At 74.4% G+C, this 25,681-nt stretch carries 24 protein-coding genes; 10 read left to right on the top strand and 14 right to left on the bottom strand.

Going from position 1 to position 25,681, the window contains the following annotated elements; translation table 11 throughout:
* The first annotated feature begins 78 nt into the window (after window positions 1-78).
* Genes V6V16_RS01005 through V6V16_RS00985 form a run of 5 tightly spaced genes read left to right on the top strand, consistent with a single transcriptional unit; the run spans window position 79 to window position 5,276 of the window.
* Window positions 79-921, top strand: coding sequence for a hypothetical protein (locus V6V16_RS01005; protein WP_334558575.1), 843 nt, complete (start codon window positions 79-81; stop codon window positions 919-921).
* The gene (locus V6V16_RS01000; protein WP_334558572.1) at window positions 918-1,484 is read left to right on the top strand and encodes a DUF4129 domain-containing protein; all 567 of its coding nucleotides are present in this window, start codon (window positions 918-920) and stop codon (window positions 1,482-1,484) included. The genes V6V16_RS01005 and V6V16_RS01000 overlap by 4 nt, the downstream gene beginning before the upstream one ends.
* Complete coding sequence (locus tag V6V16_RS00995) at window positions 1,481-2,980, top strand: DUF4350 domain-containing protein (protein WP_334558570.1); 1,500 nt, start codon at window positions 1,481-1,483, stop codon at window positions 2,978-2,980. The genes V6V16_RS01000 and V6V16_RS00995 overlap by 4 nt, the downstream gene beginning before the upstream one ends.
* The gene (locus tag V6V16_RS00990; RefSeq protein WP_334558569.1) at window positions 2,977-3,969 is read left to right on the top strand and encodes an AAA family ATPase; all 993 of its coding nucleotides are present in this window, start codon (window positions 2,977-2,979) and stop codon (window positions 3,967-3,969) included. The genes V6V16_RS00995 and V6V16_RS00990 overlap by 4 nt, the downstream gene beginning before the upstream one ends.
* Window positions 3,966-5,276 carry a DUF58 domain-containing protein gene (locus tag V6V16_RS00985; RefSeq protein WP_334558568.1) on the top strand — a complete coding sequence of 437 codons (1,311 nt, stop codon included), beginning with the start codon at window positions 3,966-3,968 and terminating at the stop codon, window positions 5,274-5,276. The genes V6V16_RS00990 and V6V16_RS00985 overlap by 4 nt, the downstream gene beginning before the upstream one ends.
* A gap of 12 nt (window positions 5,277-5,288) precedes the next feature.
* Here the strand turns inward: V6V16_RS00985 and V6V16_RS00980 are convergent, their stop codons facing one another.
* Window positions 5,289-6,287 carry a stage II sporulation protein M gene (locus V6V16_RS00980; protein WP_442934004.1) on the bottom strand — a complete coding sequence of 333 codons (999 nt, stop codon included), beginning with the start codon at window positions 6,285-6,287 and terminating at the stop codon, window positions 5,289-5,291.
* Between the two features lie 33 nt (window positions 6,288-6,320).
* On the opposite strand from V6V16_RS00980, the gene V6V16_RS00975 reads away from it, so the two are divergent.
* The 4 genes from V6V16_RS00975 to V6V16_RS00960 all read left to right on the top strand — a co-directional run bounded on the left by V6V16_RS00975 (window position 6,321) and on the right by V6V16_RS00960 (window position 8,938).
* Complete coding sequence (locus tag V6V16_RS00975) at window positions 6,321-7,382, top strand: RDD family protein (RefSeq protein WP_334558566.1); 1,062 nt, start codon at window positions 6,321-6,323, stop codon at window positions 7,380-7,382.
* Between the two features lie 85 nt (window positions 7,383-7,467).
* Window positions 7,468-7,914, top strand: coding sequence for a hypothetical protein (locus tag V6V16_RS00970; RefSeq protein WP_334558563.1), 447 nt, complete (start codon window positions 7,468-7,470; stop codon window positions 7,912-7,914).
* Window positions 7,911-8,783 (top strand): tetratricopeptide repeat protein, encoded by an 873-nt coding sequence (locus tag V6V16_RS00965; protein WP_334558562.1) that lies wholly within the window; start codon window positions 7,911-7,913, stop codon window positions 8,781-8,783. The genes V6V16_RS00970 and V6V16_RS00965 overlap by 4 nt, the downstream gene beginning before the upstream one ends.
* A complete protein-coding gene (locus V6V16_RS00960) occupies window positions 8,771-8,938 on the top strand; it encodes a hypothetical protein (protein WP_334558561.1) in 168 nt (55 codons plus the stop codon). The genes V6V16_RS00965 and V6V16_RS00960 overlap by 13 nt, the downstream gene beginning before the upstream one ends.
* A gap of 89 nt (window positions 8,939-9,027) precedes the next feature.
* Here the strand turns inward: V6V16_RS00960 and ahcY are convergent, their stop codons facing one another.
* The 13 genes from ahcY to V6V16_RS00895 all read right to left on the bottom strand — a co-directional run bounded on the left by ahcY (window position 9,028) and on the right by V6V16_RS00895 (window position 24,372).
* Window positions 9,028-10,527 (bottom strand): adenosylhomocysteinase, encoded by a 1,500-nt coding sequence (ahcY, locus tag V6V16_RS00955; protein ID WP_334558559.1) that lies wholly within the window; start codon window positions 10,525-10,527, stop codon window positions 9,028-9,030.
* A 296-nt stretch (window positions 10,528-10,823) separates the two neighbouring features.
* Window positions 10,824-11,987 (bottom strand): mannose-6-phosphate isomerase, class I, encoded by a 1,164-nt coding sequence (manA, locus tag V6V16_RS00950; protein WP_334558557.1) that lies wholly within the window; start codon window positions 11,985-11,987, stop codon window positions 10,824-10,826.
* 3 nt (window positions 11,988-11,990) lie between these two features.
* On the bottom strand, window positions 11,991-12,992 hold the full coding sequence (locus tag V6V16_RS00945) for a cation diffusion facilitator family transporter (protein WP_334558556.1): 1,002 nt from the start codon (window positions 12,990-12,992) through the stop codon (window positions 11,991-11,993).
* Window positions 12,993-13,065: 73 nt separating this feature from the next.
* A complete protein-coding gene (locus V6V16_RS00940) occupies window positions 13,066-14,262 on the bottom strand; it encodes an SIS domain-containing protein (protein WP_334558554.1) in 1,197 nt (398 codons plus the stop codon).
* Entirely contained in the window at window positions 14,259-14,441 is a 183-nt protein-coding gene (locus tag V6V16_RS00935) for a Trm112 family protein (RefSeq protein WP_334558552.1), read from the bottom strand. The genes V6V16_RS00940 and V6V16_RS00935 overlap by 4 nt, the downstream gene beginning before the upstream one ends.
* Before the next feature lie 62 nt (window positions 14,442-14,503).
* The gene (locus tag V6V16_RS00930) at window positions 14,504-15,889 is read right to left on the bottom strand and encodes a phosphomannomutase/phosphoglucomutase (protein ID WP_334558549.1); all 1,386 of its coding nucleotides are present in this window, start codon (window positions 15,887-15,889) and stop codon (window positions 14,504-14,506) included.
* A 69-nt stretch (window positions 15,890-15,958) separates the two neighbouring features.
* Window positions 15,959-17,092 carry a hypothetical protein gene (locus tag V6V16_RS00925; protein WP_334558548.1) on the bottom strand — a complete coding sequence of 378 codons (1,134 nt, stop codon included), beginning with the start codon at window positions 17,090-17,092 and terminating at the stop codon, window positions 15,959-15,961.
* A gap of 279 nt (window positions 17,093-17,371) precedes the next feature.
* On the bottom strand, window positions 17,372-18,097 hold the full coding sequence (locus V6V16_RS00920; protein WP_334558547.1) for an endonuclease V: 726 nt from the start codon (window positions 18,095-18,097) through the stop codon (window positions 17,372-17,374).
* A complete protein-coding gene (locus tag V6V16_RS00915) occupies window positions 18,097-18,537 on the bottom strand; it encodes a hypothetical protein (protein ID WP_334558544.1) in 441 nt (146 codons plus the stop codon). Before V6V16_RS00915 ends, V6V16_RS00920 begins: the two co-directional genes overlap by 1 nt.
* Window positions 18,538-18,770: 233 nt before the next feature.
* A complete protein-coding gene (locus V6V16_RS00910; RefSeq protein WP_334558542.1) occupies window positions 18,771-19,220 on the bottom strand; it encodes a hypothetical protein in 450 nt (149 codons plus the stop codon).
* Window positions 19,217-23,596: a toxin glutamine deamidase domain-containing protein gene (locus V6V16_RS00905; RefSeq protein ID WP_334558540.1), complete on the bottom strand. Its 4,380-nt coding sequence runs from the start codon at window positions 23,594-23,596 to the stop codon at window positions 19,217-19,219. The genes V6V16_RS00910 and V6V16_RS00905 overlap by 4 nt, the downstream gene beginning before the upstream one ends.
* An 18-nt stretch (window positions 23,597-23,614) precedes the next feature.
* Window positions 23,615-23,953, bottom strand: coding sequence for a hypothetical protein (locus V6V16_RS00900; protein WP_334558538.1), 339 nt, complete (start codon window positions 23,951-23,953; stop codon window positions 23,615-23,617).
* On the bottom strand, window positions 23,953-24,372 hold the full coding sequence (locus V6V16_RS00895; RefSeq protein ID WP_334558535.1) for a YbaB/EbfC family nucleoid-associated protein: 420 nt from the start codon (window positions 24,370-24,372) through the stop codon (window positions 23,953-23,955). The genes V6V16_RS00900 and V6V16_RS00895 overlap by 1 nt, the downstream gene beginning before the upstream one ends.
* Window positions 24,373-24,446: 74 nt before the next feature.
* Here V6V16_RS00895 and V6V16_RS00890 point away from each other — a divergent pair, with 74 nt between their 5' ends.
* Window positions 24,447-25,679, top strand: a complete 1,233-nt coding sequence (locus V6V16_RS00890; protein WP_334558534.1) for an SUKH-3 domain-containing protein — start codon at window positions 24,447-24,449, stop codon at window positions 25,677-25,679.
* The last annotated feature ends 2 nt before the right edge of the window (window positions 25,680-25,681 follow it).

Raw genomic sequence — 25,681 nt, 5'->3', positions numbered from 1 at the left:
CCCGATCGGACCGCGCGTGTCACCATGATCCCCGCGTGCGCCGTCGCGCGCCACCGTCGCCCGTCCCCAGGAGTACGCGTGCTCGACGCCGGCCCCACCGCCGTGCTCCCGCGCCGCCCTCTCACGGTCGGCGAGCTGCTGGACTCCGCGGTCCTGCTGCTGCGCGGCCAGGCCCACGTCCTGGTGCCGGTGGCGCTGGTGCTGACCGTGGCCGAGCAGCTGCTGCTCCACCCGCTGCGGCAGGTCGCCAGCACCGGGCCGCCGGCCTGGCTCGTGGAGTTCGAGCGGTTCGGGGTGTACTGGGTGCTGCTGGCGGTCGGCGCGGCGACCGAGGCGGCGATCATCCTGCTGCTCGGCAACCCGGCCGCCCGGGCCGCCGGAGCCGCGCTGCTCGGCCGCGCCGCCGGCGCGCGGGAACTGCTCCGCCCGGCCGGCGCCCGCTGGGGCGCCACCGGGCTGCTCGCCGTCCTGACCGGCCTGCTGATGGGCGGGCTGGCGCTGCTCGGGCCGGCCTGGATCGTCGGCTTCGCCCTGCTCGGTGCCGTGGCACCCGCGCTGGTCGTCGACCGGGTGCACCCGCTGCGCGCGCCGCTGCGGGCCACCGCCCTGGCCGTGCGTGGCGGCGGCCGGGCCGGCTGGATCCGGCTGCTCGGCTACCTGGTCTGGTGGATCGTCCGCCTCGGCCTCGGCATCGGCGTCCACGTCGGGCTGAACTCGCTGGACCTCGTCGACCCGGCCTGGGCGTGGTGGCTGTCGATGGCGGTCTGGGCCGGCGTCAACGCCGTCGCCTACCCCGCCCTGGCCTGCCTGGACGCGGTGTTGCACCTGGAGACCCGGATGCGTACCGAGGGACTGGACATCCGGCTCTCCCGGGCCCGGGCGGGCACCCCGGAGACCGTCCTGCTGGCGGTCATGCGATGAGTTTCAGCCGCTGGTGGACCGAGACCACGGCCGCGCTCGGCGACCGGGTGCCGCTGCCCCTGGCCGCGCTGCTGCTGGTGCTCGCGGCCGTGCTGGTCGCGGCCGGCTGGTACACGTTCCCGGCCTGGGTGCCCCGGCGGCTGCCCCGGCTGCGCCGACGCCGCGGGGAGCGCCCGCCGGTCGCGCCGCCGCTCGTACCCGCTCCCCGGGAGCCGGAGGCGGAGCTGCCGGCCGCCGCGTACGTCTCGCTCGCGGACCGGCTGGCCGCCGAGGGCCGGTACGCCGAGTCCGTCCGGGAGCGGCTGCGCGCGATGATCCGGGAGCTGGACGCCCGGCGGCTGGTGCGGCCACGGCCCGGCATGACCGTCGCGGAGGTGGTGCGTGCCGCCACGGAGGCCCGGCCGCAGGTCGGCCCCGCGCTGGGCGCCGCCGGCGAGATCTTCTCCGAACTCTGGTACGGCCAGCGCCCCGCCTGCGTCGAACACGACCGCCGGATGCGGGAACACGCCGCCGACCTGGACCGGGTGCTGACCGGTCCGGCCGAGGACGGGCCACGGCCATGAGCGCACAGGCGACCGCCCCACCGGTTCCGCGCACCGGCGACGTGCCCCGCCGGCGACGCCGCCGGCACCGGTTACTGGTCCCGCTGGGCGTGGCGGCCCTGCTGTTGACCACCACCCTGGTCACCCACGCGGTCGACCAGCCCGACCCCGGCGACGGGGGCTTCCTCTCCCCCGTCGCCACCGGGGACGACGGGGGCAGCCGGCTCGCCGACGCGCTGCGCGGACGCGGGGTGGCGGTGCAGCGGGAGACGGAGACGCTGCGCGCCCTGCTGGCCGCCCGCGGCGGGGCGGCCACGCTCTTCGTACCCGCGCCGGAGCTGCTGCACCGGGACACGGTCGGCGCGTTGACCGCGCTCCCCTCGACGACGAGGCTGGTGCTGGTGGACCCGCCCCGGCGGGTGCTGGAGGCGGTCCGGCTGCCGCTGGAACCCGCCGGCCGCCGGTGGGCCGCGCAGGCGGTGGGGCCCGACGCGCAGGGCCTGCCCTGCCCCATGCCCGAGCTGCGCCCGCTCGGGCGCGTGGCGGTCGGGCTGCAACGCTATGCGGCCGCACCGGGCGGCTCGGCGCCCGTGCAGCTCTGCTTCGACGGCGGGCTCGCCCGGCTGCTCCGGGTCCCCGAGAGCACGGTGGTGGTGGGCGCCGGCGACCCGTTCCGCAACGACCGGATCGACGAGTGGGACAACCGGGCGTTCGCCACCGCGCTGCTCGGCGGGGCGGGCCGGGTGGTGTGGCTCGACCTCGACGGGCCCGAGCCCCCGCCGACCGTCGGCGACGGCGGCCGCGGCGAGCCGGCCTGGTCGCCCACGCCGGGCGGCTCCACCGAGCACGGCCGGCCGGGCAGTGGCACCGGCGACGGCACCGGCGACGGGGATCCCGGCGACGGGGGTCCCGGCGGCCCCGGCGGCGACCCCGACGGCGAGGGCGAGGGCGAGCCCCGGGCCGACCCGCCCGACCCGCCCAACCCGCTCTGGTCGGCCTTCCCGCCCTGGCTGTGGGCACTGCTCGCCCAGCTCGCCGTGGCCGCCCTGCTGGCCGCCCTCTGGCGGGGCCGCCGGCTCGGGCCCCCGACGCCGGAACCGCTGCCGGTCACGGTCCGCTCGGCGGAGACGGTGCTCGGCCGGGCCCGGCTCTACGAGAAGGCCGGCGCCCGGGACGCGGCCGCGCAGACCCTGCGGGCCGCCGCCCTGGACCGCCTGCTGCCCCGGCTGCACCTGCCGCCCACCGCGCCGCCGGCCGAGGTGGCCGCCGCGGTCGCCGCGCGCACCGGCGACGACCCCCGGCGGGCCGGCGAGGTGTTGCACGGCGACCAGCCCGGCACCGACCAGGAACTGCTGGACCTGGCCCGCGACCTGGACCGGCTGACCCACGCGGTCACCCCGCAGCCCTCGGAGGGGCGGCCCCGGGCTGCCGCGCCGCAGCCCGCCGACGGGCCGCCACCGGCCGCCGCGCCGCCCGTCGCACCGCCCCCGCACCGACCCGAAGGAGAATCCCGGTGACCCGACCCGCCGGCACCGCCGAGCCGTCGACCATCGGCCCCGCCGACCCCCGCGCCGCCCTGCACCGGCTGCGCGCCGAGGTCGCCAAGGCGGTCGTCGGGCAGGACGCGGTCGTCACCGGCCTGGTGATCGCCCTGCTCTGCCGCGGGCACGTGCTGCTGGAGGGCGTGCCGGGCGTTGCCAAGACCCTGCTGATCCGCACCGTGGCGGCCGCCCTCGACCTCGGGTCCAAGCGGGTGCAGTTCACCCCGGACCTGATGCCGGGCGACGTCACCGGCTCGCTGATCTTCGACCCGCGCACCGCCGCCTTCACCTTCCGCGAGGGCCCGGTCTTCACCAACCTGCTCCTCGCCGACGAGATCAACCGGACGCCCCCGAAGACCCAGTCGGCGCTGCTGGAGGTGATGGAGGAGCGGCAGGTCTCGGTCGAGGGCGACCGGCGCCCGCTGCCCGACCCGTTCATCGTCGCCGCCACCCAGAACCCGATCGAGTACGAGGGCACCTATCCGCTGCCGGAGGCGCAGCTCGACCGGTTCCTGCTGAAGCTCACCGTGCCGCTGCCCAGCCGGGAGGAGGAGCTGGGGGTGCTCCGCGCCCACCACGCCGGCTTCGACCCGCGCGACCTGGCCGCGGCCGGCGTACGGCCGGTGGCCAGTGCCGCCGACCTGGCCGCGGCGCGGGCGGCGGTCGGCCGCGTACACATGGCCGAGCCGCTCTTCGGCTACGTCGTCGACCTCTGCCGGGCCACCCGCGCCATCCCGGCGCTGGAGTTGGGCGCCTCGCCCCGGGGCGCCACCGCGCTGCTCAACACGGCCAAGGCCTGGGCCTGGCTGGCCGGTCGTGACCACGTCGTGCCGGACGACGTGAAGGCGGTCGCCCGGCCGACGCTGCGGCACCGGCTGCGGCTGCGCCCCGAGGTGGAGCTGGAGGGCGTCGGCGTGGACGCGGTGCTGGACACGGTGCTCGCCACCGTGCCGACACCCCGATGACCTGGCGGGCGGCACTCCTGCTGGCGGTCGGCGCGCTGACCCTGCCGGCCTGGCCGTCGCCGTTCGCCGGGCTGCTGGTGATGACCGGGGCGGTGCTGCTGCTGGTGCTGCTCGACCGGGCGCTGGCCGTTCCGCCGGGAGCGCTCACGGCCGCCCGGGAGGGGGCCCGCGCGGTCCGGCTCGGCGGCACCGCCACCGTCGCGCTGCTGCTGCACAACCCCTCCGCCCGTACGCTGCGGGCGCGGGTCCGCGACGCCTGGGTGCCCTCGGCCGGCGCCCGCCCCGACGTGCCCCCGTCGCGGCTGGTGCGCGTCGAGCCGGGCGCGACGGTGGCGCTGCCCAGCCGGCTCACCCCGCAGCGGCGGGGCGACCGGCCGGCGGTGGCGCTGACCGTCCGCTCGTTCGGGCCGCTGGGGCTCGGGTTCCGGCAGCGCTCCGGCCGGCCGGCCACCCCGCCCTGGACGCTGCGCGTGCTGCCGCGCTTCGACTCCCGCCGGCACCTGCCCGAGAAGCTGTCCCGGCTGCGGGTGATCGACGGCACGCAGGTCAGTCGCGGACGCGGTCAGGGCACCGAGTTCGACACCCTCCGCGAGTACGTGGTGGGCGACGACGTACGGTCGATCGACTGGCGGGCCAGCGCGCGCCGCGCCGACGTGCTGGTGCGCACCTGGCGGCCGGAGCGGGACCGTCGGCTGCTGTGCGTGCTGGACACCGGCCGGACGTCGGCGGTGCGGGTCGGCGACGAGCCCCGGCTGGACACCGCGATCGACGCCGCGCTGCTGCTCACCGCCCTGGCCGCCCGCGCCGGCGACCGGGTCGACCTGCTCGCCGCCGACACGGCCGTCCGGGCCACGGTGACCGGCGGCAGCGGGCCGGCCCTGCTCTCCCGGGTGGTGCACGCCCTCGCCCCGCTCCAGCCGGCGCTGGCCGAGACGGACTTCGACCTGATCGCCGGCGAACTGCTGCGCCGGCAGCGCCAGCGCAGCCTGGTGGTGCTCTTCACCGCGCTGGAGGCGGGTGCCCTCGGCGAGGGGCTGCTGCCGGTGCTGCCCCGGCTGGCCGCCCGGCACCGGGTGGTGCTCGCGGCGACGCACGACCCGGTGCTCACCGCTCTGACCACCGCCACCCCGCAGCACCCGAGGGACGCCTACGCCGCGGCGGCGGCCTGGCGGGCGCTCGCCGAACGCGACCGGGTGCGGGCCGCCCTGGGCCGCCACGGCGTGACGGTCGTCGACGCCCCGGCGGGACGCCTCGCCCCCGCCCTGGCCGACACCTACCTGCGCCTCAAGTCCCTGGGTGCGCTCTGACCCGACCCCGGATCAACGTCCGGAGTGGAGTTCGAGGACGTCGTCCGCGTCGGGCGCGCCGGAGGGCGCGGCGCCCGCGCGGCGGCCGAGGAGCACCGCGTACGCCAGGAAGGCCAGCCAGACGGCGGCGCCCACGGCGACGCGGAGCGGCACCGGCACGGGCGCCGGGGTCACGAACGCCTCGATGACGGCCGAGACCGCGAAGAGCCCCACCAGCCCGACGGCGACCAGGACGCCCTCGCGTCCCGCCCGGGCCACCGCCTGCCCCCGGGTCAGCTCGGTGGGCGGCGCGATCCACGCCCACCCGACGCGCAGGCCCACCCCGGCGGCCACGAAGACCCCGGTCAGCTCCAGCAGCCCGTGCGGGGTGATCAGGCCGAAGAAGACGTCCGCCCGGCCGTAGGCGACCATCACCCCGCCGACCACACCGATGTTGAGGGCGTTCTGCCAGAGCAGGTAGAGCACCGGGACGACGAGCACCCCGGCGGCGAGACACTGGGCGGCGAGCCAGGCGTTGTGCGTCCACAGGTGGAACGCGAAGGTCGGCGCGGCGAACTCGGTGTAGTAGCCGGCGAAGCCGGACTCGACCAGGTCGGCGGCCGCCGCCTCGCCGATGAAGGCGCCCGCCGTCTCCGGGTTGCCGGCGACGAACCAGATCAGGAAGAGGCTGAGCAGGCTGAACGCCGTCGCCACCCCGCACCACCAGGGCCAGGCGCGGTAGACCGCGCCGGGGAACCCCACCACGAAGAACCGCCCGACCGCCGCCCACGACGGGCGGGGCCGGCCGGTGAGCCGGGCGCGGGCGCGCAGCACCACCTGGGAGAGCTGGCCGACCAGGGCCGGGTCGGGTGAGCGGCTGCGCAGCACCGAGAGCTGGGTGGTCGCCCGCTGGTAGAGGGCGACCAGTTCGTCGACCTCGGCGGCGTCGAGCCGGCGGCGTCCGGCGAGCTCCTCCAGGCGCCGCCACTCCCCGCCGTGTTCCGCGACGTACGCGTCGAGATCCACCGTCACCCCCGTCCGGCGATCATAGTGTTCACTGTCCGGGTGAGAGCGCAACCACGACCGCCGGCCCGTCCCGCCTCGTGGGGCGACGCGGGGCTGGTCAGCGGGGAGGCCGTGGAGCTGGACGTCCGGGCCGCCCGGGTCGGTTCCCGGGTGCTCGCGCTCCTGATCGACGTCCTGGTCCAGGCGGCCCTCATGCTGACCCTTGCGATGTGTGTCGGCGCCGCGCTGCTCGGCCTGCCGGACGGACTGGTCGACGGCGCCCTGGCCGGTGGGCTCGCCACCGTGGGGCTGATCCTGGTGCTGGTCGGCTACCCGGTGCTCTGCGAGCGGTTCAACCACGGCCGGACGCTGGGCAAGATGGCGATCGGGCTGCGCGTGGTCAGCGCCGACGGCGCCCCGGTGGGGGCTCGGCAGTCGCTCACCCGGGCGCTGGTCGGCGTGGCGGTGGAGTGGCCCGGTCTGGTACTGCCGCTGCTGAGCTGGGTGGCCGGGGTGACGGTGATGCTGACCGACCGGCGCGGTCGGCGGCTGGGCGACCTGGTGGCCGGCACGCTGGTCGTACACACCCGCACGGCGACCGCCTGGCGGCCGGTCCCGACGGCGGTGCCGGCGCTGGTCGGCTGGGCGTACACGATGGACCTCAGCCGGCTCGACGACGGCCTGGCGCTGGCCGCGCGGCAGTACCTGGCCCGGGTGCACCAGCTCGCGGAGCCGGCCCGCGGACGGCTGGGGCGCGGGCTGTGGGCCGAGATCTCGGCGGTGACCGCGCCACCCCCGCCGGCGGGCATGCCCGAGTCGGTCTACCTGGCCGCGGTCCTCGGCGAACGGCACCGGCGGGCGAGGCACCGGCTGGGGCGCGACCGGTCGCTGGCGGGGACGCTCTGGCCGGAGCTGACGCCCTCCCCGCCCCCGGCACCGGGCCCGGTCCCGCCGGCCACCTCCCGGCCCGGCACCGACGGGCCCCCCAACCAGATCCGGCCCGCGGCCCCCGACCCCGCGCTGCCCGCGCCGGTGCCGGCGCCCGCCGGGTCCGCCCGGGTCGGCCCGGCGGTACGGCCGGCGGTGGCCGCTCCGGCGCCGGGCGTCGGCGCCGGCGGCTGAGCGGGCGGGCCGGAGCCGTTCGGGGAAGCGCGCCGGGCGCCGGCTGTGGCAGTATCCGGCTCGCCCCTACCGAGACGGGACCACCGTGGCCGACGACCTGTTCACCCCCACGATCTCACCGGCGGCGGACGAGGCGCGTCGCCCGCCGTGGCGACCCCAGTCGCTGATCTTCCCCGCCCTCCTCGGCGGCCCGGCGGCCGTCACCGTGCTGGCCCTGCTCAACGGGCGCCGGCTCGGGGTGTCCCACCGGGCTTACCTGGCGGTGCTCGGCACCGGGCTGGCGGGGCTGGCCGCCCGGCTGGCGATGACCCTCGCGATCTCCGGCGACGGGTCCAACCGTCCGGTCCGGCTGGCCGGGGCGCTGGCCGGCGGGCTGGTCTGGCTCGTGGCCGCCGCCACCCAGAAGCGCCGGTTCCGGGCGTACGAGCTGCGTGGCGGCGAGCCGGCGTCGCTCTGGCTGCCCGGCCTCGGGGCGGTGCTCGTGATCGGCTTCGTCGAGGCCCTCCTGATCTTCCTGGTGGCCGCCGCGTGACCGCCCCGGAGACGCAGCTCGCCCGGGCCGCCCAGCTGCTGGAGGTGAGCCGTCCCGAGCAGGCTCTGGCGGAGATCGACCGGCTGCCCGCCCCGCTGGCCACCAGCCTGCTCGCGTTCCGGCTGCGGGCCGGCGCACTGACCCTGCTCGACCGCTGGGACGACGTCGTCGACGTCGCCCGGCGAGGGCTGGCCGAGGCGGGGCCGGACGCGGAACTGCTCGGCCGGCTGGGCCTCGCGCTGCGGCACCGCCGCGAGTACCCGCTCGCCGAGCGGGCCCTGCTCGACGCGCTCGCCATCGAGCCGGAGAATCCGTGGCTGCTCTGCCAGTACGCCGACCTCTGCGCCACCGTGGGCCAGACGGACAAGGCGGAGCGCCTGCTGGCCCGGGCGGCGGCCGTCGTCCCGGACGCGCCGGCGGTGTTCGCCTCCCGGTTCCAGCTCGCCTACGCGCGGGGCGACGACCGGGCGGCCGAGCGGATCGCGCAGGAGTTCCTCGGGGCGTGGCCGGGCAATCCGGTGGCGCTCGCCCTGCACGGTGTCGCCGCCGCCCGGCGCGGCCGGGTGGGCACCGCGCACCGCGCCTTCGGCCAGGCGGCGGCCCAGGACCCGACCGACGCGGACTACGCCGACGCGGCCTGGGAGACCCGGGTCTACGCGCACCCGCTGCTGCTGCCGTTGCGCCCGCTCTACCGGCTGGGGATCTTCCGCACCTGGCTGATCGCGGTCGGCACGATCGTGCTGCTCGGCGCCGCGGGGCTGAACGTGCTCGCCGCCCTGTTCGCCGTGGCCTGGATGCTCTTCTGCGTCTGGTCGTGGATCGCCCCGCCGCTGGTCCGCCGGATGGTGCTCGGCCGGTGGCGGGCGTGAGGGCCTTCGGGCCGTGGCTGGCCGTCCTCGCCCTGGTGCTGCTGCTCGACGCGCTGCGGCTGGGGGCGTTGGCCGCCGTGGTCTCGCTCGCCTGGCTCGCCTGGTGCGTGTGGAGCTGGCTCCGCCCCGCCCGCCGTCGCTCCCGCCCGGGCTGACCGGGCCGGAGCGACGGCACCTGACCGCGAACGGCGACCGGGGTCGGCCACTCGGGTGAGCGGCCGACCCCGGTCGGTGCGTTCGGTGGTCAGTAGCGGTAGTGCTCCGGCTTGAACGGGCCCTCGACGGAGATGCCGAGGTAGCTGGCCTGCTCCTCGGTGAGGGTGCTCAGCTTGGCGCCGAGCGCCGCCAGGTGCAGCCGGGCGACCTTCTCGTCGAGGTGCTTGGGCAGCACGTAGACGCCGGTCGGGTACTGGTCGGTCTTGGTGTAGAGCTCGATCTGGGCGATCGTCTGGTTGGCGAACGAGTTCGACATCACGAAGCTCGGGTGGCCGGTGGCGTTGCCCAGGTTCAGCAGGCGGCCCTCCGAGAGCACGATGATGGCGTGCCCGTCGGCGAACTTCCAGAGGTCGACCTGCGGCTTGATGTTGACCCGCTCGACGTCGGAACGCTTCGCCAGGCCGGCCATGTCGATCTCGTTGTCGAAGTGGCCGATGTTGCCGACGATGGCCTGGTGCTTCATCCGGGCCATGTGCTCGTTGGTGATGACGTCGAAGCAGCCGGTGGCGGTGATGAAGATGTCGGCCTGCTCGACCACGTCCTCCAGGGTGGCCACCTGGTAGCCGTCCATCGCGGCCTGGAGCGCGCAGATCGGGTCGACCTCGGTCACCACGACCCGGGCGCCCTGGCCGCGCAGCGACTCGGCGCAGCCCTTGCCCACGTCGCCGTAGCCGAGCACGACCGCCATCTTGCCGCCGATCAGCACGTCGGTGGCCCGGTTGATGCCGTCGATCAGCGAGTGGCGGCAGCCGTACTTGTTGTCGAACTTGCTCTTCGTCACCGAGTCGTTGACGTTGATGGCGGGGAAGAGCAGGGTGCCGGCGCGGTGCATCTCGTAGAGCCGGTGCACGCCGGTGGTGGTCTCCTCGGTCACGCCCTTGATCCCGGCGGCGATCCGGGTCCAGCGCTGAGCGTCCTCGGCGATCGAGCGGTGCAGCAGCCCGAGGATGACCGCGTACTCCTCGGAGTCGGCGGACTCCACGGGCGGGACGGAGCCGGCCTTCTCGAACTCGGCGCCCTTGTGCACGAGCAGGGTGGCGTCGCCGCCGTCGTCGAGGATCATGTTCGGGCCCTGCCCGTCGGGCCAGGTGAGCACCTGCTCGGTGCACCACCAGTACTCCTCCAGGCTCTCGCCCTTCCAGGCGTAGACCGGGACGCCGGCGGGGGCCTCGGGGGTGCCCTCCGCGCCGACCACGATCGCGGCGGCCGCGTGGTCCTGGGTGGAGAAGATGTTGCAGGACGCCCAGCGGACCTGCGCGCCGAGCGCGACCAGGGTCTCGATCAGGACAGCGGTCTGGATGGTCATGTGCAGCGATCCGGTGATCCGGGCACCGGCGAGCGGCTGCGCGGCGGCGAACTCCCGACGGATCGCCATCAGGCCGGGCATCTCGTGCTCGGCGAGCTGGATCTCCTTGCGCCCGAACTCGGCGAGCGACAGATCGGCCACCTTGAAGTCGCCCTCGGCGAGAGTGCTCGGCCGGGCCTCGGTCGGCGTGCCGCTGGCGGACGCCGGGAGGGTGCTGGTCATGGAATCTCCTGTCGGACGATGTGCTGCGCGACCATTCACCTTACGCGCGCGAGCCGCCACGGTCAGGACCGGTCGGTGAAGAGAGCACGACGGCGTCGGTGCACAGCGCACGGGGCGGTCGGTGCCGGACGGAGTCCCGTCCACCAGCCGCCGCCCCGTGCATCCCCCCGGTTTGGTTCCCCCGCGCGTTCTCGGACCTTCGTCGCGATAACGCTGCGTACTCATAGAGTCACACTGCGCCAACGAAGCGTCAAGCCATTCCGGGAAAGTCGGACTCGTCCGGGCAGCCGCGCCGGTCAGTTCAGGCCGCAGCTCGCGACGTACGCCTCACCGGCGCCGGCCAGGCGCAGCGGCCCGCCGGCGGCGGTCCCCACCGCGGCCCGTCCCGGCCCCAGCGTCACCGTCCCCGCCCCGTCGTCCACGCGGACCTCGCCCGCGCCGCAGAGCACCACCCGGGGCCCCGGCACCGGGACGGTCACCTCCGGCCGCCGCGCACCCACCGTCACCCGGTGCAGCGCGAAGTCGTCGACCGGCACCGGCCAGGTGACCAGGCCCGGGGCGACCTCCAGCGGCGGCACCACCGGCTCGCGCAGCACCTCGAAGCGGAGCACCCGCAGCAGCTCGTCCACGTCCACCCGCTTCGGCGTCAGCCCGCCGCGCAGCACGTTGTCGCTGGCCGCCATGATCTCCACGCCGGTGCCGCGCAGGTAGGCGTGCAGATTGCCCGCCGGCATCCAGATCGCCTCGCCGGGCGCCAGCCGCACCCGGTTGAGCAGCATCGCCACCAGCACCCCCGGGTCGCCCGGGTAGGCGGCGGCCAGACCCCGCGCCAGCTCCCCGTCCGGCCCCGCGACCGGCGCCGACGCCACGGCCGCCACCAGCGCGTCGCGCTCCCCGGCGGGCCAGGTCAGCAGCAGCCGTACGGCGTCACGCAGCCCCGCCGGCCCGCCGCGCAGCGCCGTCAGCACCGGCTCCAGCCCGGGTACGCCGAAGCTGGCCAGCGTCGCCGCCGAGGCGGCCGGGTCCCGGAACCCGCAGAGCGCCTCCATCGGCGAGAGCGCGACCAGCAGCTCCGGCTTGTGGTACGGGTCGACGTAGTTGCGCTGCCCGTCCGGGCGGTCGGCGTCGGCCGCGTGCCCGGCGCGGGCCTGCTCGGCGTCGGGGTGCGCCTGGAGGCTGAGCGGGGCGTCCGCCGCGAGCACCTTGAGCATGAACGGCAGCCGGGTGCCGAACCGGCCGACGAGCCGCTCGCCGAGCCAGTGGTCCGGCTCGGCGAGCAGCAGGTCGGTCAGGCTCACCCGGTCACCGTCGCGGTCGACCAGGGCCGGGCCGCCCGGGTGGGCGCCCAGCCACAGCTCCGCCTCCGGGCCGTCGCTCGGCACCGGCCGCCCCTGCAACTCGGCGATCGCCGAGCGGGAACCCCAGGCGTAGTCCCTGATCGACCCGTGCAGCAGTTCCACCGGTCAGCTCCCGGGCCGCCCGGCGGCCTCACCCGACTCGGCTGCCGGCGCGGCCACGACCGGCGTACTCCCGGCGCCCGCCTGCTCGGCGGAGACGCGGTAGATGTCCGGCTCCAGGTAGATCACCCGGGCGGTCGGCACGGCGGCGCGGATCCGGCCCTCGACGGTGTTGATGCTGCGGGCCAGCTCCTGGGCGTTGTCCCCGGCCGGCACGGCGACCTTCGCGGCCACCATCAGCTCCTCGGGGCCGAGGTAGAGCGTCTTCATGTGGATGATCCGCTCGAACTCCGGACCGTCGGTGACGGCCTTCTCGATCGCGGCGACCTCGCTCGCCTCCGCGCCCTCGCCGAGCAGCAGGCTCTTGGTCTCGATGGCCAGGATGACCGCGATGACCACCAGCAGCACACCGATCATCGCGGTGCCCGCCGCGTCCCACCGGCCGTTGCCGGTGATCAGCGTCATGCCCACGCCGAAGAGCGCGAAGACCAGGCCGACCAGCGCGCCCAGGTCCTCCAGCAGCACCACCGGCAGCTCGGGGGCCTTGGCGCGCCGGACGAACTTCACCCAGGACTGGTTGCCCCGGACGAGGTTGGACTCCTGGATGGCGGTGCGGAAGGAGAAGATCTCCATGATGATCGCGGCCACCAGCACTGCGACCGGCACCCAGTGCCACGAGGTGATGCCCTCCTTGTGCGACCACTTGTGGTACGCCTCGTAGAGGGCGAACAGGCCGCCGACGCTGAAAAGCACGATCGACACGATGAACGCGTAGACGTAGCGCTCCCGGCCGTAGCCGAAGGGGTGCTGCGGGGTGGCCGCGCGCTTGGCCCGCCGCCCGCCGAGCAGCAGCAACCCCTGGTTGCCGGCGTCGGCGACCGAGTGGACCGACTCGGCCAGCATCGACGACGACCCGGTCAGCAGGAACGCGACGAACTTGGTGACGGCGATGCCGGAGTTGGCCAACAGGGCGGCGACGATCGCCTTCGTACCACCATTGGCGCTCACGCCGTCGCTCCGTTCCGCCGGGCACCGACGGGCGCCGACGCGGCGCGCCGCTCGACCCGTCCGCTGCTATCGCTCACTGGTTTGCCAGCTCCTTCATCTCGGTGATGGCCGGTACGGCCATCGGATCCAGTCCGTGTGCCAGGGCGAGGTAGATCGAGGCGAAGTCCGGCACGGCCACCAGCGAGGCGAGCCGCTCCAGCGCGGAGCCGCCCTCGGCGGTCACCACGTCGCAGCGCACGCCCCGCCGCTCGGCGAGGGTCTGCACCGCGTCCGCGCGGCGCTCCTCCACGTCGAGGGGCTCGTCGGCGTCGTCCTCCGGGTTCAGCCCGCCGTCGCGCAGCAGCACCAGCCGCAGCCGGGTACCCGAGGGCTCCTCCTGGTCGGGGTCGGCGAAGATGTCCCGCTCCCCCTCGGCCAGGCCGCCGAAGACGCCGTCGAGCAGGCCGACCCGCCCCCGACCGGCCTCGCCGAGCGCCCCGCTGACCACCGGGTAGCGGGCGTTGGCGGAGAGGGTGTCGCCGAACCGGCGGGCCGCGACGGTGGCCAGCGGCGACGAGCCCCAGACGATCGGCACCGAGCCGGCCAGGCCCAGCGCCAGCGACTTCGCCGGGTTGACGAAGGACTCGGCCGTGGGACGGCAGCGGTCGGCCTCCGCGTCCAGCCGGGCCGCGGTCTCCGCCAGATCCGCCTCGTTGACCTTCACGAGGCCGAGCGTACGGGCGGCGAGCAGAACCGGCACGGTGAGCGCCCAGAGGCTGGCCCGGGCCGGGGCGCGCCGGGGCACCGGGATGAACGGCGCCCGGGCCCGCTCGGCCACGGACTGCAACTGCGAGTCGGGCGCGCCCACGGCGACCAGCCGGGCGCCGCGCCGGTGCGCCGCCTCGGCGGCCCCCAGCGCCTCGGGGCTGCGGCCGGAGGCGCTGACGGCGATGACGACGTCGGCGGCGCCCACCCAGCCCGGCACGCCGGCGCTGCGGTGCGGGATGACCGGCACCGGGCAGCGCGGCCCGGCGACGGTGGCCAGCACGTCGCCCGTACGCCCGGCGGTGCCGATACCGGCGATGACGACCGCCCGGGGGCGCCCCTCGTCGGCGAGCACCTGGAGGTTGGCCTCGGCGGCCAGGGCGGCCGTCTCGCGGACCTGGGCCCCGGCGGAGGCGGTGTGCCGCAGCATGCCGCCGGGGTCGTGCTCCGCGAGCGCGGCCGGGTCGTCGAGAAGGGCCTCGTCGGGCTCGCGGCGGCCGCTGACTCCGGCCGTACCGTCGATCATGACCGCTCCGCGGGGCCGCGCGCCTCGTCGAGCAGCAGCACCGGCACGTCGTCGCGGACCTCGAAGATCCGGCCGCACTCGGTGCATGTCAGCGTCTGCGCCTCCGCGTCGTAGGCGAGCGGGGCGTGATGCGTGTCCGGACAGGCGAGGATTTCCAGCAACTGCGGGTCCAGGGCCACGGCGCGGCTCCTTCCACGTATGCGGTCTCACCGATCGGCGGTGCCGACCGGCGCAGGGGATCTTATCGGCGAACCCGGTCGAGCACCTCGTCACGGAGGGCGGCCATCCGCTCCCGCGTCGGGGCCTCGACGTTGAGCCGCAGCAGGGGCTCGGTGTTGGAGGCGCGCAGATTGAACCACGCACCGTCCGGGAAGCGCAGCGTGAGCCCGTCCAGCTCCTCCACGTCGGCCTGCGGGTACGCGGCGCGCACCTCGGCGACCTTCGCGGCCTGGTCGGCCACCGTCGAGTTGATCTCACCGGAGGCGACGTAGCGCTCGTACTCGGCGGCGAACACGGAGAGCGGGAGCGACTGCTCACCCAGGGCGGCCAGGGTGTGCATCGCGGCGAGCATGCCGGTGTCGGCGAACCAGAAGTCGCGGAAGTAGTAGTGGGCGGAGTGTTCGCCGCCGAAGATGGCGTTCGTCCGGGCCATCTCCGCCTTGATGAAGGAGTGCCCGACCCGCGCGACGACCGGCTCACCGCCGTGCTCGCGGATGATCTCCGGTACGGCGGCGGAGGTGATCGGGTTGTGGATCACCGTCGAACCGGGGTGCTTCGCCAGCTCGCGGGCCGCCACCAGGGCGGTGATCGCCGACGGCGAGACCGGCTCGCCGCGCTCGTCGACCACGAAGCAGCGGTCGGCGTCGCCGTCGAACGCCAGGCCGATCTCGGCGCCGTGCTCGACCACCGCGCGCTGGAGGTCGACCAGGTTGGCCGGATCCAGCGGGTTGGCCTCGTGGTTGGGGAAGGTGCCGTCCAGCTCGAAGTAGAGCGGCACGATCTCCAGCGGCAGCGCCGGCAGGGCGGCGTCGCCGAGCACGGTCGGCACGGTGTAGCCGCCCATGCCGTTGCCGGCGTCGACGACCACCTTCAGCGGCCGGATGCGGGAGAGGTCCACCAGCTGCCGCAGGTACGCCGCGTAGTCGGCCAGCAGGTCCCGGCGCTCGGCCGGCGCGACCGGCTCACCGGCCGGGCGGGCCTCGTCCTTGTCCAGCAGGGCCTGCGCCCGCTCGCGGATCTCGGCGAGCCCGGTGTCCTGCCCGATCGGGCGGGCACCGGAGCGGCACATCTTGATGCCGTTGTACTGCGCCGGGTTGTGGCTGGCGGTGAACATCGCCCCGGGCAGCCCCAGGCTGCCGGAGGCGTAGTAGAGCATGTCGGTCGAGGCGAGACCCAGCTCGACGACCGCACGCCCCTCGGCGCGCACCCCGGCGGCGAAGGCGGCGGCCAGGCCGGGGCCGGTGGCGCGCATGTCGTGCGCGACGAGCACCGCCTCGCCGTGCTCACCGAAGCCGTTGAGCACCTGCGTGAAGGCCGCGCCGAGGGCCTCGGCGGCACGCTCGTCCCACTGGTCCGGCACCGTCCCACGGACGTCGTAGGCCTTCACGATCTGGGACAGATCAGACACCGGTATCGCTCCTCGCGCCGCAGGTCGTCAACGGCCTGAGCGTATCGGAGGGGTGCGCGGCGCCCCGGCTCAGCCAGGGAGCCGGGGCATGAACACGGTGTGGTCGCCGCCGCCCTCCTCCGGAGGCTGGTCGCCGGGCCTGCCGGGAGCGCCCGGCGCCCCGTACCGTCCGGGCGACGGCGGGGCCGACACCGGACCGCCGGGGGGAGCCGACACCGGCGGGGACGCCGGCGGGCCGGGCACCACCTGGGTCGCCTCCGGGCGGCTGCCGTACACGCCGCCGGACGGGCGCGGGGCGGGGGTGCCGCCGTACACGCCGGGGGCGGGCGGCTGCTGGCCGTACACCTGGCCGGGCTGGCCCGGGACGGCGGGCGGGCCCTGCGCGGAGCGGTAGGTGGTGCCGCCGGGGTTGCGGGGCAGCGGAACGTGACCCGGGACGTCGTCGGCAGGGCGCCGGTCCGCCCGCGAGCGGCGGAACAGCAGGACGATGAGGAGGATCCCCACGGCGACCATGGCGACGCCGAAGTACATGATCATCGACCCGCCGGAGGACTCCTCCTCGGCGGCGTTGCCGGCTGCGCCCGCGCCCGATCCGCCGACGGCGGCCAGGGTCGGCGCCTCCCCGGCGGGCCGCACGTCGGTGGCGAGGGCGCTCGGGGTGGGCGACGGCTTCTTCGAGGGCTTCGGCGACGGCGACGGTGTCTCCCTGCCGCCGACCACCCGGGAGGCCGCGGCGCCCCGCCCGACCGAGCGCCCGAGCGCGTCGGTGGCCGCCCCGGTCACCGTCAACCGGCCGTTCGGCGCGTCCGAGGCGAACTCCACCCGGTAGCGCACCGCGACGCTCCTGCCCTTGCAGAGCCTCGGGTTGAGCGGCGACGTGGCCGAGGTGGCCGCACTGCCCCGGCCACCGGAAAGCGACACCGGGAACCAGCGCCCACCCACGTTGACCTGCACACTGGCCTGGTCCGCGCGCAGGCCCGACAGGCGCAGCCCCAACGCGGTACGCACCAGCACGCACCCCTCGCTGCGCTTGCGCACCTCGATCGTGACGCCCTCCGCGGAGCCACCGGCGGTGAAGCTGCCGGCCGACCGCACCCGGACCGAGTCGTCATCGGCGAACGCCGGCGTCGCGCCGAGCGCCACCAGGCCGCCCAGCAACGCACAGGCCGTCGCGAGCCGCGCCGCGTGCCGACGTACCGCCATGATCACCTCGCCGTTCCTCCCCCGACGGGGGTCCGCCGGTCAGGCTACTACCGCGCCCCGAGTGGCCTCGGTCATTGAGCGCTCCGGATGTGCGCCTTATTACCCTCGCGGTCGCCCCGCGCACCTGCCCCGCGCGGCGGAACCGACGGGCCCCTGATCGGAGGGGGTGGCGGCGACGATCACGCCGCGGCGGACCGGCCCGTACCGCCGCCCGCCGCCCGGCCGCGTCGTCGGCGGCCGGCACCGCCCCGGCGTCCCGGTCCGGGCCGCGTCCTCGGATCAGCCGGCGCCGGCACCGGCCAGGGCGTCGCGACAGAGCCGGTCGGCGGTACGGGTGGTCTCCGGCAGCCGGTAGCGCGGCGTCAACGCCAGCACTCGCGCGGTCGCGTTGTCGAGGCTCATCCGGTGCCCGACGCTGACGAAGACCGGCTTCACGCCGTCCCGGGTGCGCAGCACCCGACCCACGACCTCGTCGCCGTCGCGCAGCGGCGCCCACGCCCCGCGCCCACCGGCCGGCGGCGTCCACTCGCCCAGCAGCGGCGTCTTGCCCACCCCGATCGCCGGCAGGCCGGTCACCACGCCCAGGTGGCAGGCGAGCCCGAACCGGCGCGGGTGGGCCAGCCCGTGCCCGTCGCAGACCAGCAGCTCCGGGCGCACGGTCAACCCGTCGAGCGCGTCGAGCAGCGCGGGCAGCTCGCGGAACGCGAAGAGCCCCGGCACGTACCCGAACGCCGGCCGGCCCACGCTGACCGCCGAGTCGACCACCGCGAGGGTCCGGGCGTCCAGCACGGTCACGGCCGCCGCGAGCCGGTCGCCGCTCTCGGCGTACGCGACGTCCAGCCCGGCGACCGTCGCCGGCGCCTCCGGCCCCGGGCCCGCAGTGTCTACGAGGGGCCGCAACCGCTCCTGTACGGCCAGCGCCTCCGCCACGCTCGCCGGCTCGCCCACCCGGACCTCGGAGCGATCGGGAAGGCCCGCCCACGCGGCCGTCGACCTCTCGGACATCACGACGAGCGGTCGGGGCGCTGCCGGGCGGCGGGCCGTTCATCGAACCCCTGGCCGGCCGGGCCCCGCCCGGCGTCCCTCCCGCGCCGCCCGTGCGCGTCCGGTTCTCCGCCGGGTCGGTCGCCCGCGTCGTTCGCGTCGTGTCGCTCGCGCGCGTCGCTGGCACCGCCGGGTCGCTTGCCGTCGGCGTCGGTGGCCTCGTCGTCGGCGTGGGCGTCGGCGTCGGCGTCGTCGTCGTCGTCGGTGCCCGAGCGGCTGCCGGCGCCGAGGGCCACGGCGAAGGCGATACCGATGCTGACACCGAACCAAATGCCCGCGGCCCCGTCCAGGGCAGCCAGGCCGAGGACCAGGCCGAGCATGATGCCGATCGGCCACGCCCAGGCGTTGGACTGCCAACCCTCGGCGTCCGACGACTTCCGGTCGGTGTCTGGTTCAGCCATTTCGCCAGGGTATTCCGCTCCCGCAAAAACGCCCCGTCGCCGGGAGCCCCCGGCCGGTTCGGCCTCGCAGCAGTAGCTTCGGCTGCGCGCGCTCTGCCCGGGCGGGCTCGGTCACCGGCGCCCCGAAGCCGTCCCGGCCACCGTCCGCCGGAACCAGCCCCGCTCCGCCTCAGTCGGCTGCCGGAGCAGACCGAGCAGCAACCACGCCGCAACAGGTGTACCTGCGCTGAAACTCAGACTGCCCCGCTGCCATCGGCCAACGAGGGATCCGCCGCCGGGTCCCCCGCCCGCTGAAGTTCCTCCTCGAACATGACGAACGTCTTGCGCCTGATCCCGCGAACCAACGCCAGCTCCGTCGTCGTCATGCGACGCCCTTCAGCCTGAGCGCCCTCAACGATCGCGCTGATCGTTTCGTACAAAGCGAAAACAGGCCCGTCTCCCCGCAGGTAGCGGCCACGGTCGTGCTCGGTCCACTGGATGAAGGAGTCCACGGTCAGTGAACTGATTTCTCCTCCGACAGCCCCCAGTATTTCCTCAACGAGGTCGTCAGCGGGCTCCCAGCCGCCCGAATCATGGGACAACCGCCAGGCCCTGATGCCCCCGCCGGGCGTCTCAGCCATCTTCACCGGTGACTTGTAGTAACTGAAATAGGCTGGAAGCACGAGGCCAGGCATGTCCGTCATCCGTGCGGGCCTCCACCCAATGTTGTCTGCAACGCCCGCCAGAAGTGCTGCTGTTCCTCCTTGAGGACGCCGTTCCAGAGGGCGCGTTCCATCCCGGACATGCTACGACCCTGCTCCTTTGCGACCGCTTTGAGGTCACGCCGCACCTGATACAACGCATGCTCCCAGGACGCCACGTCGTCCAGCGCCTGGAGGTGCAGACGGAACTCTGCGATGTGCCCGTTCGACATCCGAAGCATCATCTGGATATCTCGATAGCCGCTACCTTGAGGAGAAATGAAGCGGTCTTCGAACTCGACGATCTCCACCCCTTCGTACTGATCAAGCACGTCGAGTGCGGCGTAGAGGTCTGACAGTTCACGGAAGACGACCTTCGCCGCAGCCAGATCGGTCAGCATCGACACGTCCCACCGGTACTTGGCGATCTTGTCCTCGGCGCGGCTCCTCTCCTTTGGTTTGGGGCGACCTGCGGGCCTGGCATGACCGGAAGTGTCAGCGGCGACACGCCCGGCAACTGCGAGGACCTCCCGTTGCGCTTCGGCCGCCGAGACATAAAGCTGGTCGAGATACTGGCGGCGATACTTGCTGTCACCCTTACGGCTCACATCGAATCCGGGTTGCAGCGCTCGCTCCTCGCCGCTGGGGTAGCGAGCACTGATTCGTCTCTGCTCGCTTGTCAGAGGTGTGGGCACGGGTTCGGAAACCGTCTCGACAGCGACCGCTTCCACCCCTCTGTCCCGAATATCGTCAAGCACAGAACCGAGGGCGTCGATCGCCTGTTGATGGCTGGAAAGACTATGCAGCGTCATCGGACGCGCCGTCAGCGAGTTCGCCAACTCGGGCGTGGCAAGGATCATCCGCGCCAGGTCCGGCCGCCGTACGAGTTGACTCACGAGCGTCTCGGCGAGCATGGACTCACGCCGGGGCGGATTCCGCCAGGTGTCGTCCAACATCCGCCGCACTCGCGGATCGGCGAACAACCGCGCGACGTCTCGGGCTTCGGTTTCGTCGAGTTGCGGTACGAGCCGTTGGAGCGTCCGCGGATCGAGCCCGGCGGCCACCTCGGCCGGGGTCACCCCGGCGACGAACACCTGTTCCAGGCCGGGGGCGCTGGCCAGGACCGCGCTGACCGGCGTACCGCTCGACTCACGTTCAACCTGTGCGCGTTCCCGAGCGGCCCGGAGGCCCGCGAGTGGATCGTCATCCCGGTCGTCGACCGGCCCTGGCTGTCCGGGCTGTGGCGGACGCTCTGCCGGCGCCGATCCCTCGGACGGAGCCGAGCCCGGTCCGTCGAGCAGGTAGAGGCGGTTCAGGTGCGGCTCGCCGTAGCCCTGATCGGTCTCGACGGGTGGGTACTCCGGCAGGTCCGGCCGCTGGCTGAACCGGCCGCGTCGCAGCCCGCCCAGCGGCATCGGCCTGCCGTCCCCGCCGAGCACCAGGACCTCGGTGTCCACCGTGTTGTACGGATGTGGCGTGCCCCCGTGGGTGTACAGGGGCGCGTCCGACACGATCCCGGTCTGCGGGTCGAGGTAGAGGATCGTGCCGTTCTGGTTGAGGGCGACCCAGATGTGGGAGCCACCCCGCTCCCAACTGTTGATGATGAAGGCGAAGCTGCCGTGCCCTCCGATCCGGAGTTGGTCGTGCAGGTTGCGGTATCCCGTGTCGATGGCCCGCTGCCGCTCGGCGCCCTGGACGTCCTCCGTCGGCTGGCAGAGGCGCTGGAAGCGTCCCCCGGTGATGTCTTCCACCCGTCCCATGCCGTCCCGCTCACCGTTGATGGGACGCGTGACATCGCCCGCCACGTAGGCGTCGAAGGTACGGGGAGCGGCCACCCGGGGTCGGCCGTGCATCCAGGTGTCGAACAGCGACAGGGTGCAGTCGATGCAGTTGATGGCGCGGGTCGGGTCGGCCTGCGGTCCACCGTCGTTGACCAGCCCGAACCAGCCACCAAGGCGCGGATCGGCGGTCCGGCGGACGCTGCCGTCGGGCTCGCGAGGCACCCGCCGTTCGATGTCTGTCTGATGCAGGGCCAGCGGCGGGCGGAGGCCTCCGGGCTGTCCGTAGTTCCGCGACCGGTCGATCGGCGGCGGATGGTCGTCGCCCGTCAGCCCCGAGCGGTCCGGGGTCTCCACGGCACCGTGCGCCAGGTCGCCCACGTCGTCGTTGATCCGGCGGAAGTCCGCCTCGCCGATCGCAACGACGACCGGAGCGGCCGTTCCTGCAAGGACCTCGTCGGCCAGATCCCTCTGCTGGTGGCACCAGCGCTCCCGAACGCTGCCCTCCCGGAAGAAACGCTCCGAGGTGGCGCGATGCCCCGCCTGCGCCAGTCGGCGGCCCTCACTGATCAGCCAACGGGCTTCGTCGTATCTTCGGTCTGCCGCTTGGCGTAGGCGGGCCGCACTGTCCAAGCGGCGATTCTGCTCGTGATTCGTACGTTGAAACTCGAAGTGCCCTCGGTATCGGCGTCGCTCGAACGCATCACGGTCGGCAGCCCACCTGGCTGCATACCACTCCGGCGTGCGCGGACGCGGAGGTGGTTGTCCGGTGGCTCTCGACGGGCTTGAAGCTGGGTCAGAGGTCCGGTCGTATCCCTCGGGGACGAAGGGCGCGCCCTGCGGCAGGTGCGGCAGAGGGCCGGTACCGCCAGCCTGCGGACGGGATGTCCTCGTCTCCTCGGCGGACACCGCCGCCCCGATGGTGACCGGAGACGCCTGAGCCGGGAGGCCGGAGAGCGGCGAGGCAACCGTCGATGCATGAGGTTGATGGAGAGCGGTCACCGGGTGTGCGGCAGTCGAGGCGGCCGCCGTCGTGCTGCCCGAGTTCTGTGCGGCTGGCCCCGCACTCGATGCTGGTTCGCCGATGGCACTGGGGGTCACCGATGTGGCATGTGCGGCCGTCGGAGGAGCGTCCGGCACGACCGAGGAAAGCGTGAGGTCGGACGGCGACGTCGGCAGATCGATGCGGGACGCCGGCGCTGCGAACCGGTCCACGTTAGGGTCCAGTCCCGGTACGGACGGGCGGTCGTCCCGATTCTCCGCGGGCAGGCCCTCAGTTGCCGGTCCGACCGGGGCAGTCGCGGACAGGTCGGCGAAAGCCCGAATCGGCACTGTTGAGGAGGCCTCGCGTTGTTGGGGGACAAGGCCGGGTTCGCGTGCACCGGCATCAGGAGGCGGCAGCGTGCTGGGCGATCTCGCCTCGATCGCTGTCACATCGGCGCTGGGCGTAGCCACGGAGGCTGCCACACCAGGCGTCGAAAGCGCTTGCCGGGGCACCTCCGCCCCTGACGTCGAGCCGACGACGGAAGTCGAGGTCTGTATCGGCGCCACACTCTCGGTGGGGGCGAGGGACCCGCCGGCCAGGGCACTCAGTTGGCCGTCCAGCCGTGCCCGCAACGCCGCATCGGCCTGGCTGGTGGCCGAACCGCGGGCTCCGGACGCTGCCGCGCGCGCCGCGTCCTCCACGGAGGTCAGCCCCTGGCCGGTGGCGAGACTGGCGGCCTGGTCGGCCATCACCTCGCCGGCCATCTCGCGGCCGAAGTGCTCCCCGACCCGGGCACCCCGCCCGGTGGCGTGCCGGCCGAGCCCCGCCAGCGGAGCCACCGCGCCGCCCGCCAGGCCGCCGAGCGCGGTGGTGCCAAGCTCCGTGACGTCCAGGCCGTGTCGCCGGCCGGTCGAGTTCTGGTACGCCTGGGTGGCGAGGTTGATCCCGCTCTCCTCGGCCGCCTCGGACACACCGCTCAGCGCGGCCCGCCGGCTGAACCCTCGCATTCCGCCCTTGGTGACCTCCTTCGCCGCCCGCTCACCGGCCTCCTTGAGCCCCTGCTTGAGCGACTTGCGGGCCAGCTGCGTCATCAACCGCTTGAAGATCTGCTGCACGATCAGCCTGGTGGCGGTGATCGCCGCACCCGCGGCGGGCGACGCCGCACCCGCGGTGAGCACCGTGGCGACGGCCAGCGCGAGCAGTTCCACCACCAGGATGCCCAGCTCGATCCAGACCTCGAGCTTGGCGCCCTCGATGTCGCAACCGCACTCCTCCACGAGCCGGCCCAGCTCGGTGCTGACGGCGAGCAGCACGGGCAGCGGCGCCTCGTCGCCCTCGGCCACCCGGCGCCATGCGGTGTCGAAGGCGGCGGCGACCGCCCCGACGCCGCCGTACCCGGCGCGTACCTCGCCCGCGGCGGCGAGGGCGTCGACCCGTGGACCGGCCAGGGCGGTGGCCACCGCGTACCACTGGTCCGCGAGGTCCCAGACCGCGCGTTCGTTCCCCTCCGGCCACTCCACGCCGATGACCCAGTCGAGGGCCTCGTAGACCCAGCCGGGCAGTTGCCAGGGTGAGTAGTCGAGCGGGTGCGGGACCGGGCTCGGCAACAGGCTCATCCGGGTCTCCTCCGCGGATCAGCGCTGCCGGTGCTGGTCGCCGATGCGGCCGAGCCGGCCGGCGCTGGCCGAGTCCGTCCGCAGGTTGGCGTCCACCGAGCGGATCACGTCGGCGCCGAGGCCGTCCAGGTGGCGGCCCACGCCCTCCCACGCCCGCAGCACCAGCTCCTCGAAGCCCCGGTACTTCTGCTCGAACGCGGCCCCGATGTCGTCCTTGCCCCAGGGCGAGCGGGCGCTCGCGGCGGCGATCGCGCCGCCGTCCTGCCGACGGCGTGCCGTGATCGCCTCGCCGGACGCCGAGAGGTCGAGGCCGCCGCGCCGGGCACGCTGCGAATCGAGCCAGAGCTGACCGTCCATCACTCGCCCCGGCGCAGCACGGCGTCGGCCCGCCCCAGCAACGAACCGAAGTCACCCGTACGCAGGAAATCCGCCGCACCGGAGCCGGCGGGCAGGTAGCCGGCCACGAGTTCCTGGGTGGCGGCGACCGCCGCCGCACCGGCCCGGTGGACCGTGGCGGTGATCTTCCGGCCCAACGCTCTCGCGTCGCGGTCCTGGTAGACGGAGGGATGCAGCTCCAGTGAGATCAGTTCGCCGCGGGCGCCGGCGGTCGCCGTCACCTGACCGTCGTCGGAACGTTCGGTCACCCGCAGATCTGCGAGCCGGCCCTGCAGCTCGTCCAACCCGGACCTCAGTCGTCGGTAGTCGCCGTAGACCTCGTCGAACCGCGCTCGCAGCGCGCGATTGGCGTCCCGGTCAACGTTCTCGGCCAACGCCACCCTCCCCCGGTTACCGTCGGTAGGGCGAACCATACCGGGCGCCACGAATCCGTGGGGTCCGGTACTTTCAAGCCGTGATCGATCGCCAGCAGGCCGAGCAACTCGCCGCCGTGTGGGCCCGCCGCGAGTCACAGCGCCTGGGATACGAGTGCCGCCCGACGGTCGACGAGTTCGACCTCGGCTACGTCATCACGTCCACCGTCTCCATGGAGACGAGGACGGTCCCCGGCGACCTGCCGACCACGGTGGTGGACAAGCTGACCGGCGAGGTCACCACCTGGCCGCGCGTACCGATCGACGTGGTCGAGCAGATGTACCGCCGGAGCCGGCGGGAGGGCCCCGGCGCGCCCCGCACCGTCGACCCGGCGAGCCAGCTGCTCCGCGACATCCGCCGGTCACCGACGCCCGGCACGGCGGCGCACCTGACGGTCGAGGGGCGCCTGTTCCGCGCCCAGGGTGCCAAGGGCGACACCGTGCTGAACCACCACCCGCTCGTGCTCGCCTACCTGGAGGAACTGCCCCCCGGGCATCTGGTGCGCGGCGCCCACCGGCACGCCGAGCTGATCGTCGTCTCCGACGTCCTGCACGACTACGACCACCGCCGCGCCGCCGAGGGCATCGCCCCCCTGGGCATGGCCGACGCGGAGATACTGCTGGGAAACGCGCGTTTCGAAGTGTTCCGGGTGCGCGAACCGGGGGACCCGCACGGCGGCAGGGCCGAGCGTGCCTGCGACTCGTGTGTCAATTTTCTGGTGCACTTCAATGCGCTGTCCTGGGCGGATCTGGCTTTCACGTCGGAGTGGCGCCCGCAGCCACAGCGTCCGCATCATCCTGGCCGCTTTCCGCCCCTCGTCAGCAACGCGCTCATGGAGGCGGGCTGGGAAGACAGCGAGTTCAATGCCGCTCTGGCCATGGGAGCGATCCGGGAGACGTGCGACGTCGTCGGCCGGCAGCACCGCCACGAGCCGTTCCCGGCGGCCGAGCAGGCGCTGACCGCGTTCCCCGCCATCGTGAGCAGTCGCAGGGGCCCCGGCGAGCAGGTGTGGATCAGCCGCTTCACCACGAACCCACTCCGTAGCGCGCATTCGACGGACACACTGGCGGACTTCGCCGCCGTGCTCGGGATGAGGCTCTTTCCGATCGGTTCCGAGCACGGTGACAGCATCTTCGCGGTCGACGAGCGGGGTCGGGTCTTCGCCCTGGACCAGGCCGGCGAGTGGTTCCTCGGCGACGACATCGACGCCGCGCTGACGACCCTGCTGCTCGGCCGGGCCCCGGCCCGGGTCCGCGACGACGGCACCTGGTGAGC

This window comes from Micromonospora sp. CPCC 205561 (assembly GCF_036906775.1).
Classification (GTDB): domain Bacteria; phylum Actinomycetota; class Actinomycetes; order Mycobacteriales; family Micromonosporaceae; genus Micromonospora.
This window is presented reverse-complemented; position numbering and strand designations above follow the sequence as displayed.